This is a genomic window from Stenotrophomonas sp. PAMC25021, assembly GCF_004795795.1.
Taxonomy (GTDB): domain Bacteria; phylum Pseudomonadota; class Gammaproteobacteria; order Xanthomonadales; family Xanthomonadaceae; genus Stenotrophomonas; species Stenotrophomonas muris.
The window spans coordinates 1855403-1872860 of record NZ_CP039255.1; the positions used below are offsets into that span (position 1 = coordinate 1855403).

At 69.5% G+C, this 17458-nt stretch carries 14 protein-coding genes; 6 read left to right on the forward strand and 8 right to left on the reverse strand.

Annotated features, from left to right (window positions below; translation table 11 throughout):
• Positions 1-116 precede the first annotated feature (116 nt).
• Both E5790_RS08765 and E5790_RS08770 read left to right on the forward strand, forming a co-directional pair.
• On the forward strand, positions 117-1532 hold the full coding sequence (locus tag E5790_RS08765; protein WP_049442523.1) for an XVIPCD domain-containing protein: 1416 nt from the start codon (positions 117-119) through the stop codon (positions 1530-1532).
• 3 nt (positions 1533-1535) lie between these two features.
• Positions 1536-2348: a hypothetical protein gene (locus E5790_RS08770; RefSeq protein WP_049442522.1), complete on the forward strand. Its 813-nt coding sequence runs from the start codon at positions 1536-1538 to the stop codon at positions 2346-2348.
• Here E5790_RS08770 and E5790_RS08775 read toward each other — a convergent pair.
• Complete coding sequence (locus tag E5790_RS08775) at positions 2283-3410, reverse strand: serine hydrolase domain-containing protein (RefSeq protein ID WP_049442565.1); 1128 nt, start codon at positions 3408-3410, stop codon at positions 2283-2285. The genes E5790_RS08770 and E5790_RS08775 overlap by 66 nt on opposite strands.
• A gap of 191 nt (positions 3411-3601) precedes the next feature.
• Here E5790_RS08775 and E5790_RS08780 point away from each other — a divergent pair, with 191 nt between their 5' ends.
• Both E5790_RS08780 and E5790_RS08785 read left to right on the forward strand, forming a co-directional pair.
• Positions 3602-3988: a BlaI/MecI/CopY family transcriptional regulator gene (locus E5790_RS08780; RefSeq protein WP_014645465.1), complete on the forward strand. Its 387-nt coding sequence runs from the start codon at positions 3602-3604 to the stop codon at positions 3986-3988.
• A 3-nt stretch (positions 3989-3991) separates the two neighbouring features.
• Positions 3992-5992, forward strand: a complete 2001-nt coding sequence (locus tag E5790_RS08785; RefSeq protein WP_111206353.1) for a M56 family metallopeptidase — start codon at positions 3992-3994, stop codon at positions 5990-5992.
• A gap of 66 nt (positions 5993-6058) precedes the next feature.
• On the opposite strand, the gene E5790_RS08790 is transcribed toward E5790_RS08785, so the two are convergent.
• From E5790_RS08790 to E5790_RS08800, 3 genes are all read right to left on the reverse strand, one after another.
• Positions 6059-6373, reverse strand: a complete 315-nt coding sequence (locus E5790_RS08790; RefSeq protein WP_014645466.1) for an I78 family peptidase inhibitor — start codon at positions 6371-6373, stop codon at positions 6059-6061.
• Positions 6374-6451: 78 nt separating this feature from the next.
• Positions 6452-7474, reverse strand: a complete 1023-nt coding sequence (locus tag E5790_RS08795) for a ribonuclease H-like domain-containing protein (RefSeq protein WP_111206351.1) — start codon at positions 7472-7474, stop codon at positions 6452-6454.
• The gene (locus E5790_RS08800) at positions 7471-9960 is read right to left on the reverse strand and encodes a DEAD/DEAH box helicase (RefSeq protein ID WP_111206349.1); all 2490 of its coding nucleotides are present in this window, start codon (positions 9958-9960) and stop codon (positions 7471-7473) included. Before E5790_RS08800 ends, E5790_RS08795 begins: the two co-directional genes overlap by 4 nt.
• A gap of 212 nt (positions 9961-10172) precedes the next feature.
• Between E5790_RS08800 and E5790_RS08805 the strand changes: the two genes are divergently transcribed.
• Together E5790_RS08805 and E5790_RS08810 are read left to right on the forward strand one after the other, a co-directional pair.
• Positions 10173-10691: a hypothetical protein gene (locus tag E5790_RS08805; RefSeq protein ID WP_032957598.1), complete on the forward strand. Its 519-nt coding sequence runs from the start codon at positions 10173-10175 to the stop codon at positions 10689-10691.
• Between the two features lie 40 nt (positions 10692-10731).
• On the forward strand, positions 10732-11406 hold the full coding sequence (locus tag E5790_RS08810; protein ID WP_014645470.1) for a hypothetical protein: 675 nt from the start codon (positions 10732-10734) through the stop codon (positions 11404-11406).
• Positions 11407-11465: 59 nt separating this feature from the next.
• On the opposite strand, the gene E5790_RS08815 is transcribed toward E5790_RS08810, so the two are convergent.
• The 4 genes from E5790_RS08815 to E5790_RS08830 are packed head-to-tail and all read right to left on the reverse strand — an operon-like array spanning position 11466 to position 17456.
• Positions 11466-13274 (reverse strand): hypothetical protein, encoded by a 1809-nt coding sequence (locus tag E5790_RS08815; RefSeq protein WP_111206347.1) that lies wholly within the window; start codon positions 13272-13274, stop codon positions 11466-11468.
• Positions 13271-15445 carry a hypothetical protein gene (locus E5790_RS08820; protein WP_111206345.1) on the reverse strand — a complete coding sequence of 725 codons (2175 nt, stop codon included), beginning with the start codon at positions 15443-15445 and terminating at the stop codon, positions 13271-13273. Before E5790_RS08820 ends, E5790_RS08815 begins: the two co-directional genes overlap by 4 nt.
• A complete protein-coding gene (locus tag E5790_RS08825) occupies positions 15442-16563 on the reverse strand; it encodes a BatA domain-containing protein (protein ID WP_111206343.1) in 1122 nt (373 codons plus the stop codon). The genes E5790_RS08820 and E5790_RS08825 overlap by 4 nt, the downstream gene beginning before the upstream one ends.
• Positions 16560-17456 (reverse strand): DUF58 domain-containing protein, encoded by an 897-nt coding sequence (locus E5790_RS08830; RefSeq protein WP_046427741.1) that lies wholly within the window; start codon positions 17454-17456, stop codon positions 16560-16562. Before E5790_RS08830 ends, E5790_RS08825 begins: the two co-directional genes overlap by 4 nt.
• Positions 17457-17458 lie beyond the last annotated feature (2 nt).

The window sequence follows — 17458 nt, forward strand, 5'->3', positions numbered from 1 at the left end:
GTCGTGTCGGTTCCCGCCTGGATCCGGCGGCAGCGAAGGTGTGCGGCCTGTCAAAGGCCCCACACCGTGCGATTGGGGTAGGCTGATCCTGTACCGACCATGTTCAAGGACCGACCATGCCCGAAATGGATATCAATGCCGCAGCCAACGAGGTCGTCGCCCTGCTGTGGCGGAACGATGCGCGTGCTGCCGCCACCCGCCTCCAGGCCCTGCACGACGGCCAGAGCGCAGTGGTGCAGGAATCGCTGGATCGCTATATCTCGGCGCGTGCGGCCGCCGAGCTTGAGGGCTTGCGCCGGAACGGGGGCGTGGCCGCAGCGGATGCAGCTACGGTGAATCCGATGCTGGATCGCTTGGGCGAGGCGACGCGCCCGCCGCGGATGCCCGATGCTGCCGAGACAGCGGGATTGAGCCAGGCCCAGCAGTACGACGTTTATGGCAGCATCGTGGCCCAGCGCGGCAACATCGCAGCGAACGATGCAATGGCAACCCAGGACCGCGTGGTGCTGGGGTTGCGCGATGAGAACCGCACGACCGAGGCGCGCGGACGTGGGGTCTACGATGACCGCATCGTGGTGCTGTGGAAGGATGCGCAGGGCCGCGGCCATGTGCGCGAGTTCAACCAGGCCACGACCGAGCCGACCGCCCAGTACGACGGCCATGCCAAGACCGCGCCGCGCAGCCCGGGCTTTGGCAATGTGGCGCCGCGTGCCAAGACCGAGGGTGAGGACGTCAACGGCGACCGGGTCAAGGATCTGGGGCGCCTGGGCGAGGGCACCATCGAGATGCGCGCGACCACCCATCCGCGCAATGGCCATCCCGATGAGTTCGCGCTGCGTCCTTCGCAGGACGCGATCACTGCGGGCGCCGGACGGGTGGAGCGCGACAGCAATGGCGATGGCTGGTTCGATGCGCGTGATACCCAGGGCGTGCAGGACCTCAACGACACCTTCAAGATCCATCGTGGCAGCCGTTCCAACACCGATTCGGCCGGTTGCCAGACCATCGGTGGCGGCGAGTATGACGACTTCGTGTCGACGGTGCGCGGCACGCCTGGGCAGAACCGCTGGCAGTACGTGCTGACCTCGGTTGCACCCGGCCAGACGCGCGAATTTGGGCAGGACGTGCCGCTCGCGGCCAACGATGACCCCCGTCAGCCGCAGCATCGCGATCATGCCCTGCAGCAGCAGATCAGTACGCGCCTGCAGGCCCTGGGCGGACGCTACGCCGAGCATGCCGAGGACTACAGCCTGGTGATGCTGCGCGAAGCGAAGGCCGCGGGCATCACCCGGGTCGACCAGATCGTGGCCAGCAATCCCAGCGCCGGCCGTGCGGCTGGCGAGACACTGTTCCTGGTGCAGGGCAGCCCGGGCGATCCTGCGGCGCTGCGCGCAGGGGTCAATGCGGCCGAGGTGCGCGAGACCGCGGTGGAATCCAGCCTGCGCCAGCTGCAGCAGCAATCGCGCGAACAGGCTGCACCTGCGCCCGCGCCGGCACAGCAGCAGGACGCGCCGGTGATGGGAGGGCGTTGATCGATGATCCGATCGCAGCTGACGCCGAGCGTTCCATTGATGCTGCTGCTGGCCTGCAGTGCCTGCGCGCCCGCTGGAGAGCGCGTCGCGCCGGTGGCGCCCACTGCCAGCTCGGCCGCGAAACCGGAGGCCCTGCCTGCGCAGACCCTTCCCACGGACCGCGGACTGCCCGCATTGCCGAAGGCTTCCGGCAGCGGCCATCCCGGCGGCCGCTACGCTACGCTGCCCGAACCTGCCAGGCAGGTGCTGGCGCAGTTGAAGTGCAACGTGGAGAGCGCCAGCAAGGTGGAGGTGCTCTCCATTCCCGCGCAGGATGGCCAGCAGGATTTGATGGTTACTGATCGCAGCGGGCCGCGTTTCCGCTATTGGATGCGGTCGTTCTCCGGCAGTGGCGGTACCACCGGCTATCTGGTGCAGCTGCAGGGCTGCCCGGCAACCACCACGGGCATGCGCGCCTACATCGCACAGGGAGCCGCACCGCTGCAGGATGTCACCGCATCCATCCTGGCGCAGGCCGGATTGCCCGATGCGGCGACCATGACGGCCTACCAGGACAAGGGCGCGGGCGATCTGTTCGCCTTCATCGGCGTGCTGGACAAAGTGCCAGTGCTGCGCTGGGTGGCCGAAGCCGACCCCGAACAGCCACTGGCCGCCGATGCACGCAGCTTCGACCATGGCAATGCCATCCACGGCGGTTTCCTGCACTGGAACCAGGATCACTTCGAAGTGGCCAGGGCCGTTCCCGCCGCGCTATGGCCCTGCGATGACAGCCCGTTGCTGCCGTGCAAGGCCGACCCGTTCGTGACGGGGCGTTGAGGCATCGCGCACATAGAAGTCGGCAATGCGCGGAATGAACTGCTGCGGATTGGCACCGACAAGATTGGTCAGCACCACGACCGCCACGCCGCGCTCGGGATAGACCACGAAGGCCGAGCGCGCACCGCCGATACCGGCCACCTGAAGGTCGGGCGATGCGCGCAGTACCGCCCAGCCACCCGCCCACGGGCCGGCGCGGCCATCAGCGAGGCGCTCTGCGCTCCACATCCGCCGCAGTGCCGTCTCCGGCAGCAAACGGCCTTCGGTCAGTGCGACGAGCCAGCGCGCGGTGTCGTCGGCGGTGGTGAGGATGCCGCCACCGGCCCAGAGCGAAGGCGGTATGTCGTAGAACCAGTGCGACAGGCGGGACGGTGCACCCACAGCATCGGTGGCACGCGGGGCCAGGCTGTACATCGTCGCCGCATCCGGAATCAGGTCGTAGCTGTCGCCGAAGGTGGTGCGGGCCATGCGCGCGCTGCTGAACTGGCGTGTGGCCAGGAAACGTTCGTAGGACATACCGGATTGCTGCGCGATGATCCGTGCCAGCAGGACATAGTTGGTCTGGTTGTAGGCGAAGCGCTGCCCGGGCGCCGCTTCCAGCGGCCGCGCTGTCACCGCCGTCCACGCCTGTGCTTCGGAGCCACCGCCCAGCAGTCCGTTCGCATCAAGGATGTCCGGAAGGCCTGAGGCATGCGCCAGCAACTGGTGTACGCGCACGTCTCTCCACGCTGGCGGAAGATCATCCAGGTAACGCGAGGCCGGCGCGTCCAGATCCAGTCGTCCCTCCTGCGCCAGCTGCGCAGCCGCCACGCCGGTGAATGCCTTGGTGGCCGAGTTGAGCGGGAAGCGGGTGTCGCGCGAGGCACGCACACCGTTCTCGACATTGGCCAGACCGTAGGCCTCGGACAGCACGATCTGCCCGTCCTTGACCACCGCGACCTGCAATCCGGGGATGCGCTGCTCCAGCATGATCTGGCGGATCAGGCGGCGGGTCTGGTCGTTGGCCTGGTCCTGGTCCTGGCTGGCAGCAACGGCGGCGAAGGGCAATGCACTGATGAGCATGAGCAGGGCACGGAGCATTGGGCGGGACATGTGGAATTCCAGCGGGGCGTTGCGGATCGGATGCAGCGGGCGGGTCAAAGGTTTAGGCGCTCGGTGGTGCCTACCGTTCGTCGGCCCATGACTTCCGGGGGGTTGACTACAGTTGTCGTCACGCAGACAGTGGCGACACGTGTAGTCAAGGGAGTGGTGTCATGCGTGGCAAGACGATCGGGGACCAGGAGCTGGCCCTGCTGCAGTACATCGATGAACATGCGCCGGCCACCGTCGGCGAGGTCGCCAGTGGCTACGGGGAGGCCCGTGGGCTGGCCCGCTCCACCGTGCTGACGATGATGGAGCGACTGCGGGCGAAGGGGTATCTTCAGCGCCAGCAGCAGGACGGTGTCTACCGCTACCAGGCCACGCGTGGCCCGCAGAGCGTGCTGCAGGGCGCGGTGGCGCAGTTCGTCGACAACACCCTGCAGGGCTCGGTGTCGCCGTTCGTGGCCTACCTGTCGCAGCGCCAGCAGGTCAGCGACAACGAGCTGGCCGAACTGGAAGCGCTGGTTGCCCAACTCCAATCGCGCCGCCACGAGGGCTGAGCCATGGACACCACGATGCTGATCCCGATGTTGGAACGGCTGGGCTGGACCAGCCTGCAGACCGTGCTGCTGGTGGCCCTGGTGTATGGCGTATGCCGCGCGCTGCCGTCGCTGTCGGCGGCAACCCGCTGCCGCCTGTGGTGGCTGGTCTCGCTGCAGGCTGTGCTCGGCCTGTTCTGGAGCCAGCCGTTGCAGCTGGCCTGGTTGCCGGCGCCGCAGGCGGTGGCGATGAGCGCGACCGATGTGGCCGCCGACATGGTCTACCCGCTGGCCCCGGAGGCCTCGGCACAGCTGTTGGCCGCAATGCCGATGCCCGCCGCGGATGTGCCGGCGGTGGCATGGTGGGCCGTCGCACTGGCCACGCTGTGGATGTCCGGCGTGCTGCTGATGGCCCTGCGTACCTTCGGTGAGTGGCGTCGCTGCCGCGCGCTGCTGGCAGCGGCCTATCCCTGCGAGGACGAGGCGCTGGTGCAGGCCCTGCAGCTGGCCTCCGATGCGCACGGCGTGCGTCCTGCGCCGCGGTTGTGGATGAGCACGCAGGTGGACGCACCGCAGCTGGTCGGGCCGTTCCGCCCGGTGCTGCTGCTGCCGGCGGGCGACAACGCCCTGCAGGGCGACGCGCTGGACCTGGCCCTGACCCACGAACTGCAGCACCTGCAGCGGCGTGACCTGCAATGGGGCCTGCTGCCTGCACTGGCCCAGCACCTGTTCTTCTTCCACCCGCTGCTGCGCCTGTCGGTGCGTGAATATGCACAGGCGCGCGAGGAAGCGGTGGATGCAGCGGTGGTTGGCCAGCACGGTGCCAGCCGCCAGGCCTATGGCCGTCTGCTGCTGCAGCTGGGCGTGGCACCGCAGCCGCATCTGGGCGTGGCCAGTGCCGCACCGGATACCACCAGCCTCAAGCGCCGCCTGCTCTCGCTGCAGTCGCGCCGGTCCTGCCCGCGCATCCTGGCGATGGCGTTGACTGCGGTGGTGCTGGTGGTGGGCGTGGCGCCGATGCGGCTGGTCGCAGCGCCGGTGCCGCCGGCACCGCCCGCGCCTCCTGCGGCGCCGAAGGTCGTGCCGCCGCCGCCGCCGAAGGCTCCGAAAGCGCCGCCCGCACCGCCTTCGTCCGCGCGCGTTCCGGCCGTGCCGGTGGCGCCCGCGCCGCCCGCCGAGCCGGCTGATGTCGAGGCGTTGCCAGGTCCGGACGATGCGGATGTGGCGGTCGACGTGGATGCGGATGTCGATGTCGATACCGGCATGCACAGTGAACACACGACCTCCCGCACCACTTCCATCACCACCTACGGCCGCCTGGACCTGGGCAAATCGCCGCCGGAGGCCTTCGTGCTGGTAGATGGCGATTCGACCTTCGCCAACGGCGGCATGGACGACGTGACGGTGGCCCGCAGACAGCTCGGCAAGGGCCCGGCGCTGTGGTTCCGCAAGGGCGACAAGCGCTACGTGGTGCGAGACCCGATGATGATCCAGAGCCTGCAGCGTGCCTACAGCGGCGCGGCGGATCTGGGCCGCCAGCAGAGCGAACTGGGCCGCCAACAGAGTGCGCTGGGTCGCCAGCAGGGCGAACTCGGCAGGCAGATGGGCGAGATGGGCCGCCTGCAGGGCGAGGAGGCGCGCCGCATGGCACTGGCCGCTGCCGAGGCTGCGCGCAGCGCGGTGGCCGCGCATGACATCAACCGCGAAGCGGCGGCAGAAGCGGCGAAGGCGGCGCGGGGCGCGACCAACGATGCGGCCATTGCACGTGAGGCTGCACGTGAGGCTGCTGCAGAGGCACGTCGTGCGATGCAGGAAGTGGACAACGAAACCGCGCGGGCCACCCACACCCGCGGCATGCAGCGCCTGGCCAGCCAGCAGTCTGAACTGGCCAGCCGCCAGGCGGCGCTGGGCAGCCGGCAGGCTGCGTTGGGTGAGCGTCAGGCACGCGTGCATGAGCAGGCGTCGCGGCAGGCGCAGCAGGTGATCGCGCGCGCACTGGCCAGCGGCAAGGCCGAGCGACTCTGACTGGTAGTGCCGGCCGCTGGCCGGCAATGTGGGGTGCCGGCCAGTGGCCGGCACCCACTGGGTTGATCAACCGCAGCTGGCGCGCTCGATCCGGTTCTGACCGTCCACCTGCACCGTCACGCGGTCCTGGCGGAAGTCCATGGTTACCGCCATGCCCGGCTTGACCACGCGCGCGTTGCGGGCACCGCTATCGGCGACCAGTTTCTTGATGGTGGCCTCGTCGGCGGTCTTGCCGGTGAAGGCTTCCAGCGCTTCCGGCCTGCATTCGTGGGCGGCATCGGCCACCGGTGCCGGTGCGGCATCGTGGGTGGTGCTGCTGCCGGCGTGGCTGCAGGCGGCCAGCGGCAGGATGGCGAGCAGGGCAAGCGGATTGAGGCGCATCGTCGGGCTCCAGGCGTGGATGGTGGCGGCAGTGTCACCGCTGCCACCGTCAGGGCATGTCAAGGCGGCCCTTGGCCATTACTGCCCGACCAGCGCCAGTGTTTCGCGCTCGCGCTGCTCCTCGCGCACCAGTTGCTGCAGCAGCAGGGCCAGGGTGACCACGTCCTGATGGTTGTGGTCGGCCACCCGACGCAGGTTCACCGCATCGCCGCCGCGCAGGAAACGCAGCCATGCGCCCGGGGCTTCGGAGCCAGGCAGGTCATCCTCGCGCACCACGCGCAGCAGCTGGCGCTCAATGGTGGACAGCTTGCAGTTCTCCCACGTGCCGCGATAGCGGCGGCGGGTCGGGTAGAGCAGGTCGACGTGATCCAGCGCGCTGATCGGGCAACGCTGGCGGGCCAGCCGGTAGCGCGTCTTCAGCAGCGGCGCATCGTAGCTGCGCCCGTTGTAGCTGCAGAACACGGTGGACGGCTGCAGCCAGCGGGCGAAGGTGGCCAGCATCGCGTCCTCGGCGGCCATCGTCGACATCAGCAACTGGCGGATGCGCAGGCCTTCGCCACGCTGCGGGCACACGTGCCAGTCGGCGGCGCCGATCATGAAGGCGCGGGTGCCAGTGCCGCCGGCCAAGCCGGTGGTCTCGGTATCGAAGAACAGCAGGTCGCGCGCGGCGACGTGCTCGTGCTCGCGCCTGGCGAAAGCCAGGGAAAGCGGTTCTGCGGGAATCGGTTGCGGCTGCAGCGACTCGATCAGGAACAGCCCCGGCGCGATTTCCTCGCCGGGGAGCTGGCGATCCTGGGCACTGGCGCGTGCCGGTGCGGCTCCACCACGCGAGCGCAGGCCGAGCAGGCGGTGCAGGCTGCCCACTTCCGGTCGACGCAACGGTGCGGCGGCCGTCACAGGCGCGGCAGCGCCGGTCGGCTTGTGGCGGATTTCCTGTTCGACCCAGGCGAACACCGAGCGCTCTGCCGGTGGCTGCTGTGCATCGTTGGCGGCTACCGGGGCCGGCGCCGGGGGGGGCGGCTCGGGTGCCACCGGCGTGACTGCTTTCGGGTCGCCGGCCTGCTTCCGCAGCAGGCGCAGCTTGTCCAGGCTCAGGCTCACGGTGCCAGCAGCTCCATCGGCTCGCGCGTGGTCACCACCAGGTCGCGCACGTGCTGGCAGGCTTCTGCGTCTAACAGGTCGAGCACGCGCAGCGCCAGCGCGCGCGGCGAGGTTTCATCTTCCTCCTGTGCAGCCAGCACCGGGCCGACACAGGCCGGGCAACCGGCCTTGCAGTCGCAACGCTGCACCAGTTCGCGCGCGCGCTGCACCAGCTCGGCCTGGCGCTGCCACAGCGGCTCGCTCAGGCCAACGCCGCCAGGAAAGTTGTCGTACAGATAAACGGTCGGCACGAACTCCTGCAGCAGCTCCACCGCGCCAGGGTCGCCTTCGCTGCCGCGCAGCTGGCCACGGCCGCTCTGGTCGGCGATCGCGAACCAGGCACCATCGCCGTTGCCGACTGACTTCTGCAGATCGCGCGCATCGGCCATCACCGCCACGGTGGCGACGATGTGCAGGGCATACGCGGCGCCAAGGAAGCCATCCAGCGCATCCTGCTTGCTGGCGAACGCGCGCAGCAGCAGCGCCTGCGGCAGCTGCCACCACACCGCAGTGGTGTGCAGTTCCTGGTCGGGCAGGTTCACCGGCCCATAGCCGATGTTCTCGTGGGTGTAATAGCGGATCTTCTTGTAGCCGGCCACGCGACGCACCACGTGCACTTCGCCATGGTGCGAATCGCCACGGCCGGCCACGCCACCGTCGAAACGGTCCAGCACCTTGAGCTTGGTGAAGTCGATGCTGTCGGTGTAGTAATCCACATGCGTGCGGGTGACATAGGCCTTGCGGCCGTCCCAGTCCAGCGTCTCCACCTGGTAGGGGGTGGACTGCACCATGTGGATGGCGCCTTCGTACAGGGTGAGTGCGGCGGCGGAATAATCGACCTCGGCGATGATCTGCTGGCGGCCGTCGCTGCGGTCGACCACCACGAAGTTGCCGTCGGCCACCGCGCGCAGGCTCACCGCGTTGGCCGGATAGCTGTCGGCGATCCATTCCCAGCGCTCGCCTTCGCGGTGGATGACTTCGGTTTCGGCCAGCGCTTCCAGGAACACTTCCGGATCGATCGGGCCGAAGCCATCGCCAACCCGGAACGGCAGTTCGAAGGCTGCGCAGCGGATGTGGTCGAACAGGATCAGCGGCTGGTCAGGTGCAATGCGTGCATGTTCGGGCGAGGCCTCGGCGAAGAAGTCCGGATGCCGCACCACGTACTGGTCCAGCGGCTGCGAGCTGGCCACCATCACCCCCAGCGCGGGCTGCTGGCGGCGACCGGCGCGGCCGAAGCGCTGCCAGGTGGCGGCCACGCTGCCGGGATAGCCATTGAGAATGACCACGTCCAGGCTGCCGATATCCACGCCCAGTTCCAGCGCCGACGTGCTGACGATGCCGTCGATGTTGCCGGCGCGCATCGCACGCTCGGTCTCGCGACGCTCGGTGGGCAGGTAGCCGCCACGGTAGGCGCGGATGCGCGGCGGCTTGCGCGGGTCGTGGTCGAAGATGTCCTTCAGGTACTTGGTCAGCACTTCGACCATCAACCGGGTCTGCGCGAACACCAGGGTCTTCAGCCCGGACTTGATCGCGATGCGCGCGATGCGGTTGCTCTGCGAGCGTGCCGAGGCGCGCAGGCCCAGGTCCGGATTGATCACCGGCGGGTTCCACAGCAGTACCTGTTTCGGTCCGCTGGGCGCACCGGATTCGGTGATCGCGGTGACCGGTGCCTCGATCAACGCCTCGGCATGCGCCTGCGGATTGCCGATGGTGGCCGAGCACAGGATGAACTGCGGTTGCACGCCGTAGAACGCGCAGATGCGCTTGAGCCGGCGCAGCACGTTGGTGACGTGGCTGCCGAACACGCCGCGGTAGGTGTGTACTTCGTCGATGACGATGTAGCGCAGGTTCTCGAAGAACTGCGCCCACTTGGTGTGATGCGGCAGGATCGCCTGGTGCAGCATGTCCGGGTTGGACACCACGATGTCGCCATGCAGGCGGATCGCCTGGCGCGCATCACCCGGGGTATCGCCATCGAAGGTGAAGGCCTTGACGCCCAGATCGCCGGCACGGTTGAGTTCCAGCAGCTCGGCCACCTGGTCCTGTGCCAGCGCCTTGGTCGGGAACAGGTACAGCGCCTTGGCCTTGTCCTGCATCGCCGCGCTGACCACGGGCAGGGTGTAGCACAGCGACTTGCCGCTGGCGGTGGGGGTGACGATGGCCACGTGCTCACCACGCTGGCTGGCCTCCCAGGCCTCGGCCTGGTGGCTGTAGAGCTGCTCGATGCCGCGTGCCTTCAGGGCCGCGGCCAGGGCCGGCGGTACCGCATCGGGAATGGGGGCATAGCGGCCCTCGCGGCCGGGAATGGCAAAGCTGCCGGTGATGCGGTCCTGGTAGCGGCGCTGCAGGCGCGCGCTGAGCAGGGCGCCGTCACGGGCGGGCAGGCCATCGCGGGTGGCGAGCTTCTGCTCGGCATCGGCGGTGCGCTTGGCGAGTTCGTAAGCCATGGAAAGTGGAGCCGGGACGGATTGCGAGGGGTCACATGGCACCACATCCACGTCTCAGGATGTGAGACATCGCACACGGAGGGCGTGAACCGTTCAGTGCTCGCGTCCCGTGGCGCCGCCGCATCTCCCCTGGCTGAACAGCTGCCAGTGCAGCAACGAAATCTGAAGCCGGCATCCGTATCCTTGGGCGCTGGACGCAACCAACAGGGCGGATGGCTGTGGCACGACGTGGAACGCAGGGAGCACTCCTGGCCGGCATGCTGCTGGCCGGCATCGCGCAGGCGCAGCAGGCCGCGCCGGTGTCGGTGCCCGATCCTGCACCCGTTCCCCCTGCTGATGCCCCGGCAGCAGCCACCGCGCCGATCTCCACCGCCCTGCCGCAGGACAACGTCACCACCCTCGGCGAGGTGCGTGCACTCAAGCCCGACGACGAGCCGTTGGACCTGTACCGCTTCAAGAACCCGGTGAAGTTCGGCGACAACCGCTTCAGCCGCGACTGGAGCGAGCCACCGTCACCGGAGCAGGTCAGCATGGGCGGCGGCTACATCATGATGGGCGTGGTCAAGGGCGTGCTGGCGGCGGGTCGGGGCCTGAACAAGCTCACCGGTGGCCCCGACCAGATCCAGTCCGCCATTGCCCGGCCACCGCCTGAGCTCAGTGCCGAACAGCGGCAGCGTGCGCTGCGGTTCTCCCAGCAGCAGGATGCCGGTGATGCACCGCCGGTGAAGTAGGCCGGTATATCCTGCCGGTTCCTCAACCGATAGCGCTGCCATGTTCCTGCGTTCGTTCTGCCTGCTGGCTGCATTGCTGCCAGCGTCCGCCTTTGCTGCCGGCATCGCCGGTGATGGCGCGTGCCGCAATGGCGCGTTCCCCTCCGAACAGAGCCGGTTCGCGCTGGCGCGGGTGGTCGACGCACCGCGCCTGTATCTGCTCGGCGACATGGACGGGTGCCCCGCCAAGGGCGAACCGGCCTGCCGCCAGCGCAGCTATGTGGTCAACGGCGATACGGTGGTGACCGGTCGCGACCTTGGCCGCTACCGCTGTGCGTTCTTCCCGAACAAGGTGGGTGGCAGCGCCGGCTGGGTGGACCGCAGCAAGCTGCAGCCGTTGCCGGTGGCCGTGCCAACGCTGCAGGACTGGGTGGGCCACTGGAAAGACGGCGACAACGGCCTGCGCATCACCGTGCAGGGTGGACAACTGCATGTGGATGGCGACGCCTACTGGCCCTCTGCCAACCCCACGCCGGAACAGCGCCCGTATGGCCCGAACATGGGCCAGGTGGAAGCGCGCGCGACGCCGCGTGGTGCTGATGTCGAGTTCGTCGAGGACACGTGCCGGGTGCGCGTGCACTCGCTGGGCGAGGTGCTGATCGTGGCCGACAACAGCGAATGCGGTGGCATGAACGTGCGCTTCAACGGCGTTTACCGGCGCGCGGGGAAACGCTGAAGGACGCATGACGGAGGGGGTCAGAGCCCTTTCGTGGGCGAAAGGGATCCGACCCCGGGTCAGCGCCGCCGCTCCAGCCACCACAGCAGCGAAGCGCACACCGTGAACGCCAGCCACCAGGGCCAGCGCGAGCCCGGCACGGGCTGCATCATCGCCGTGTTCGTCGGCCCGCTGACGGCCAACGCCCGCGTGGTTGCATCGATCATCGCCTGCTGGTGCAGTGCAGGTGCGGCCTTCGGGTCGAACACATAGCGCCAGACCGTGGTGTCGCCGTGCTGCAGGCGCTGCCAACCCGCCTCGCGCGGCCACCAGCCGGCGCAGCGCAGGGTCGACGTTGCGCCGTCAACGATCAGGGGCACGCTGTCTCCGCGCGCGTTGAAGACCTGCAGTGGCGCCTGCACGCCGCACAGCGCCTGCCGTTCGCCCGCCCAGCCGAGCGTCTGCGGCGACCACAGCGCATCACCGCTGCCCTGCGCACGCGCCAGCGTGGCGACGACGCTGCTCCAGAGTTCACCGTGGCGATCATCGCGTCCGGCCAGCACCCAGCGCCAGCTGTCGGTGATCGGCAGCAGGCCGATGCGACCCTTGCCGGCAGCGCGCCAGCCGCCGACGGCCTTGCCCGACCCATCCCGCAGCAGGGCGTTGCTGCCTGGCGCCTGCAGCGCCAGTGCTTCCAGCGCGGGCAGGGGCGCACTGTGCGAGCTGCGGTCAGCCTCCTCGCCGTAGCCGGTCGGCAGCGTTCCGGCGGCGAGCGGGCCGCGTCGTGCGGCGAGGACCGCGCTGTCGCCATCGCCGGGAAGTTCGAGGGCGTGGCTGCTGCCATCGCCCTGCACTGGCAGGCCCAGATCGCGGAGGCGCTGGCGCGCGCCGGCTGCAGGTGCGCCTGCACTGCGCAACAGAACGCCAAGGCCGTCACGCAACGCCTGCCGCACGGCAGCCAGCTGGCCGGCACTCAATGCGGTCAGGCTGCGCTCGTCCAGCAGCAACAGATCGCTGCGCGCGAGTGACGCTGCATCCAGCGCGACCGCGCCATCCCCCACGCTGACACCTGCCCCGGTATCGGCCTGTACCTGCACGCGGATGCCGGTATCGGCGGCCCAGCGGCGCAGGTACTTCAGCTCCGGGCCCGGCGCACTGGCACGCACCAGCATGCGCAGCGGTGCCGCCGGCAGGGTCTGCTGCGGTACCGGCGCGCTGTCCACCACATGACCGCCGGCATCGAGCAGGCGCAGCTGGAACACGCTGCGGCCCTCGGCGCGGGCGATGCCGCTGAGCTGCACGTGACCGTCCTCGGCAACGTCCACGCGATCGACCACGCTGTCGGCGGGGTCAAGCAGTTCCGCCTTGGCCTTGGCGACGCCGCGCGCCTGTGCATGCACGTCGAAGCGTGCGCCGGGCGCGGTGTCGGCGGGTGGCTGCAGCGCGATCCACCCGCGCGTCGGAGCTACCGGCTGCCAGCGCACGTCGCGTGGCAGTACCGCGTCGCGGTCACGCGCGACCAGGCCGGCACCGACCAGCGTCAGCGTGGAAGCCGGATGCTGGCGCAGCGCCGTGGCCAGGTCCGGCACGCGCTGGCCCCCAGGCACATCGGCAGCCTCAGGCAACAGCAGCCGCGGGCCTGCGCTGGCCGGCAGCGCGCCGGCCTTGTCGGCATCGATTCCCAGCACGACCAGGCCGACCGCGGGTTGCTGGCCGGTGGGCGGGACCAGGCAGAAGTACAGCAGCGTGGCAGCGATCAGCTGCAGCGCAATCACGATCCACTGGCGGCCACGACGCGCGGCATTGCCACGCAGCTGGCGCACGCTGGCGATGACCACGATCAGGGCGAGTGCCAGCGCAATCCACAGGTTCACAGCGGAGGCGTTCATGGCTGTGCCTCCAGCGCATCAAGGTACCGCTGCCCCATCGCATCGGCGGCGTTGCGCCGCATTGCCTGCGGCAGGGGTCGCTGCAGCGCGCGCCATACCTGTGCGCGCAGGCGCTGGCGGCAGTCGCGGCAGCCGGGTTCGATGCGCAGCTGCTCGATGGCCGCGGCCAGGTCCAGCGCATCGGGCAGATAGGCGGCGTTGCGCTGCTGCCAGGTGGCGAGTGCATCGAGATCGGGAGGGGCCGTGTCATCGCCGAGGCGTTGCCAGGCTTCGATGATGGCCGGGTCGGGCGGCGTGCGTGCGGCCAGCGGCAGTTCACGGCTGGCCAGCCCGGCGCGATCGCCACCCAGCCGGCGGCCTTCATCGATCGGCGGCAGCTCCGGCCCCACCCGTGCCAGGTAGATGCGCTCGGCCTGCTGCACCTGCTTGATGAAACCCAGCGCCTTGTAGGCGAACGGCAGTGCCTGCTCCGGGCGGCCCTGGCGCAGCTCGCCTTCGGCCGACCACATCTGGTCCAGCGCGGCCTTCAGCGTGGCGCGGGTCTGTGGGTCGAGCAGGGTCGTGGCCTCGGCATGGTCGTGGGTGTGGCCGTACTCCGACAGCACATCGGTGGCGCTGCCGAATACCGGCGGCGTATCGGCACTGGCCGCCTTGCCGCCGTGATCGTGGCCATGCGCGTCGTGCGCACCGGCCTCGGCGCCATGGTCGTGATCGTGATCGTGTTCGTCGTCGTGGCTGTCTGCGGTCGGCGCATCGCTGGTGGGCAGGTCGCTGGTCGGCGGTGGCTTCGGTGCACCTTCGCTTTCTTCGCCCAGGAACTGGCCATAGCGCAGGCGCAGGATGCGCTGGTCGACACCGATCGCATCGCTGCGTTTCACGAAGTCCTCGGCGGCGAGGCTGCGTCGCTGCCGGATCAGCGCTTCGGCATCGATGATGATCTGCCGCTGGCTGCGGAAATAGGCCGGCAGGGTCTTCTTGATGCGGCCTTCCAGTTCGGCACCGAGTGCAACCTCGGCGCTGGGCAGGCGCAGGATCACGCTGCTGCTGCGCCCGGTCTGCGGCGTTGGCGCGTGGTTGTCGCGCACTTCCAGCTGGGCGATGACATCGTTGCCCGGTTGCGCGCCCAGCGCAGCCAGATCAAGCGTGTGGGCGAAACGCCGCGCGGTGGCTTCGCCGCTGCCGGCAAGCGTCACGCTGCGTTTCACGAAGGTGATGTTCTCACCGCTGCCCTGGGTGGTGGTGATCGACAGCGTTGCCTGCGCGGCTACGCCATAGTCGTCGGTGGCCTCGAAGCGCAACGACCACTGGCGTTGCCCGGGCGTGCCCAGCACCAGGCTGGCGGCCGGCTCCAGCACGCGTACGCCGGGCGCGCGGTCGGCGACCACGTCCAGACGATGCAGGTCGGTTCCGGCCAACGCCGGCTCGCTCACCACGCGGTACAGCACCGGCGTGCGCGCCACATCCTGTGCCTGCCACTGGCCATCGTGTTCGTTCAGCGGCAACCGGCGACCATCGTGGAACTGCAGCCATGCCTTGTCCGGTGCGCGATCGAAGCGCAACGACCACGACAGCCGGCTGTCGGCGGCGACCTTGGCATCCAGTGCGTTCTGGGTGAGCGTGGCTTGGCCGGTATAGGCCGGCGCGTCGATGCGCATGCGGGTGGACTGCAGGTGCAGTGGGCCCGCGGCAGCCGTGCTGCCAGGCGCCGACGCACGGGCCGGCGCGGAGCCGGGGCTGGAACGTGGCCAGCCGAATGCCAGCGCAACGATGGCCAGGCCTGCGATCCAGCACAGCGCCAATGCTCCACGCGGCCAGCGCGGACGCAGTTCCGGCATCGCGCGTTCCAGCGTGGCCAGCACATGCGCGCGCTGGCGCTGCTGCAGCGGATTGAGGGTAAGCGCATCGGCAAACAGCAGGTCGGCACTGTCCTCACTGGCGCCGCTGCCATCGAGCTGGCGCTGCAACCACTGCGGGTCCAGCTGGCGGGAGCGTGCCGTGGCGAGCGCTGCGCAGGCAAGCAGGCCGATGGTGCCGATCACGCTGGCGATATCGAAGCCCGCCAGGCGCAGCGCCAGCACCGTTGCGGCCAGCGCCCACGGCAGGCCCAGCAGCAGGGTGACGAGCGCACGGCGGCGGCGCGCGTGCTGCCAGGCGAGCTGCAGGGTGTTCATGCGGGCCCCCTGCGTCGATGACTGCTGGCCATCCAGCGTTCCAGCGCGAACAGCAGCACGATGGCCAGCAGCAACCACGGGGTGAGCTTGCGCAGCGGCGGCGTTGCCGCAGGCAGTGCTGCCTGGCGGGGGGCCTGGTCCTGGGCATCGCCGAGGCGTGGCAGCGGATGCGGCTGCAGAGCCAGCAGCAGCGCGCGTGGCAACTGCGGATCGCGCAGCGCAGCGTTGCCTGAGGCATCCCAGTCGCCGGGCAGAGACAGCAGGACACCGTGGCCGATGCGTTGCTGCCACAGCAGCGGGGAGCCCTCGGTGTTGCGCAGCAGGATGCTGGCCTCGGCGGCAGGCTTGCCGGCAGTCACTACACGTCCGCCGTCCTGCAGCCACGCCTGCCAGTTCGCCGGCAGTGCGCCAGTGCGGCTCCACACGCCGATCTCGCCGCGTTCGGGCAGCGCATCCGCCACCAGAGGCGCGAGCGGCGCCTGCCTGCCCCACGCGCGCTGCAGTGCATTCAACCAGTGCTGGACGGCGGCCGAAGCATCGCTGTGCACGCGCAGGCGCGGCAACGTTGCGGCACTCGGTTGCTCACTCACCGGTATCGGCTGCGGACGCCACTGCACCTCGCGCGACAGCTGCAGGCGTGCGCCGTCCAGGCCGGGCAGGGGATCGGGAACGTGCACGGTCAATGCGGTGCCCGCAGGCAGCTGTGCGTCCAGTTCGCGCAGCAGGCCGGGCAGGGAAGCCGTGGACGCGGGTGGCACTTCATCAATGGCCGGGAAGCCGGGCGCCAGCCAATGCCAGTTGCCCGCTTCGGCGGTGCCGCGTAGTGCGGTCGCGTCCAGCCCTGGGGCTACGACCGTCCACGCAGTGGGGGCTGGCGCAGGCCCGGTCAATGCAGGTCGTGCCAGCAGCAAGGCCAACGCGGCCAGCAACAGCAGGCGCACCAGCAGCAACGGCCAGTCATCGAAGCGGATGCGCTGGCGCGGCCGGATCTGTGCACGCAGCCAGCGCAGCGCGGCGAAATCCAGCGGTGTGTACGGATGGCGGCGGGCGAGGTGGATCAGCAGCGGCAGCAACCCTGCAGCGAGCGCGGCCAGGCCCAACGGGAACAGCAGGGTCATGCGCCGCCCCTGCGGCCAAACAGTGCCTGCAGTGGTTGGTCCAGCGGCTGGTCGAGCCAGCCAGTGGCACTGGCGATGCCGCTGGCCTGCAGGCGCGACTGCAATGCGTTGCGTGCGTCAGCGAAGCGTTGCAGGTAGTCGGTGCGGATCGCCGCGCCATCGCCCAGCAGTTCCTCGCCGGTCTCCGGATCGCGGAAGCGATGGCCTGCGCCGAACGGGAAGTCACGCTCGTCGGCGGTGAGGATCTGCAGCAGTGCCACTTCGCGGCGTGCGCTGGCCAGTTGTTCCAGCAGCACAATGCCGGCCTCGTCAAAACCGTCGCCGATCGCCAGCAGCAGGTCGCCCGGGCGCACGCGCTCCCACAGCGGGCGCAGGCGATCGGCCACAGGCCAGCCGCCACGCGCCTGCAGCGCATGCAGTTGCAGGTGCACGCGATCACGCTGGCGTGCGCCGTTCGCTGCGGGCACCAACTGCAGTCCATCGCCATTGATCGCCAGCAGGCCGAAACGGTCGCCCTGCTGCAGGGCCAGTTCCACCACGCAGGCGGCCACACCGCGCATGTGGTCCAGGCGGGTGCGCTGCGGTGCCGCGCGATCGGCCTGCCCGGCCGAGGCGGTGGCATCAAGCAGCAGCCAGACCGTGATCGGGCTTTCGCGTTCGGATTCGCGCACGAAGAAGCGGTCCGAGCGTGCATACAGCTTCCAGTCGATCTGGCGCAGCTCATCGCCTGGTTCGTAGGCACGGTACTGGGCGAATTCGAGGCCGGCACCGCGGCTGCGGCTGGCGTGCTGGCCGATGCCACTGGCGCCGCTGGCCAGGCGTGGCCGCACGCGGAGCGTGCGCAGGCGCGCACGCAGTTCCGGTGGCAAGGTCAGCGGGGTACCGGCGTTCACGC

What these genes read in the sequence shown, in the direction of transcription:
- E5790_RS08800 (WP_111206349.1), bottom strand. Translation starts at nt 9,960, where the DNA reads ATGGCTTACGAACTCGCCAAGCGCACCGCCGATGCCGAGCAGAAGCTC.
- E5790_RS08815 (WP_111206347.1), bottom strand. Translation starts at nt 13,274, where the DNA reads ATGAACGCCTCCGCTGTGAACCTGTGGATTGCGCTGGCACTCGCCCTG.
- E5790_RS08820 (WP_111206345.1), bottom strand. Translation starts at nt 15,445, where the DNA reads ATGAACACCCTGCAGCTCGCCTGGCAGCACGCGCGCCGCCGCCGTGCG.
- E5790_RS08775 (WP_049442565.1), bottom strand. Translation starts at nt 3,410, where the DNA reads ATGCTCATCAGTGCATTGCCCTTCGCCGCCGTTGCTGCCAGCCAGGAC.
- E5790_RS08810 (WP_014645470.1), top strand. Translation starts at nt 10,732, where the DNA reads ATGTTCCTGCGTTCGTTCTGCCTGCTGGCTGCATTGCTGCCAGCGTCC.
- E5790_RS08805 (WP_032957598.1), top strand. Translation starts at nt 10,173, where the DNA reads ATGGCTGTGGCACGACGTGGAACGCAGGGAGCACTCCTGGCCGGCATG.
- E5790_RS08825 (WP_111206343.1), bottom strand. Translation starts at nt 16,563, where the DNA reads ATGACCCTGCTGTTCCCGTTGGGCCTGGCCGCGCTCGCTGCAGGGTTG.
- E5790_RS08785 (WP_111206353.1), top strand. Translation starts at nt 3,992, where the DNA reads ATGGACACCACGATGCTGATCCCGATGTTGGAACGGCTGGGCTGGACC.
- E5790_RS08780 (WP_014645465.1), top strand. Translation starts at nt 3,602, where the DNA reads ATGCGTGGCAAGACGATCGGGGACCAGGAGCTGGCCCTGCTGCAGTAC.
- E5790_RS08770 (WP_049442522.1), top strand. Translation starts at nt 1,536, where the DNA reads ATGATCCGATCGCAGCTGACGCCGAGCGTTCCATTGATGCTGCTGCTG.
- E5790_RS08765 (WP_049442523.1), top strand. Translation starts at nt 117, where the DNA reads ATGCCCGAAATGGATATCAATGCCGCAGCCAACGAGGTCGTCGCCCTG.
- E5790_RS08790 (WP_014645466.1), bottom strand. Translation starts at nt 6,373, where the DNA reads ATGCGCCTCAATCCGCTTGCCCTGCTCGCCATCCTGCCGCTGGCCGCC.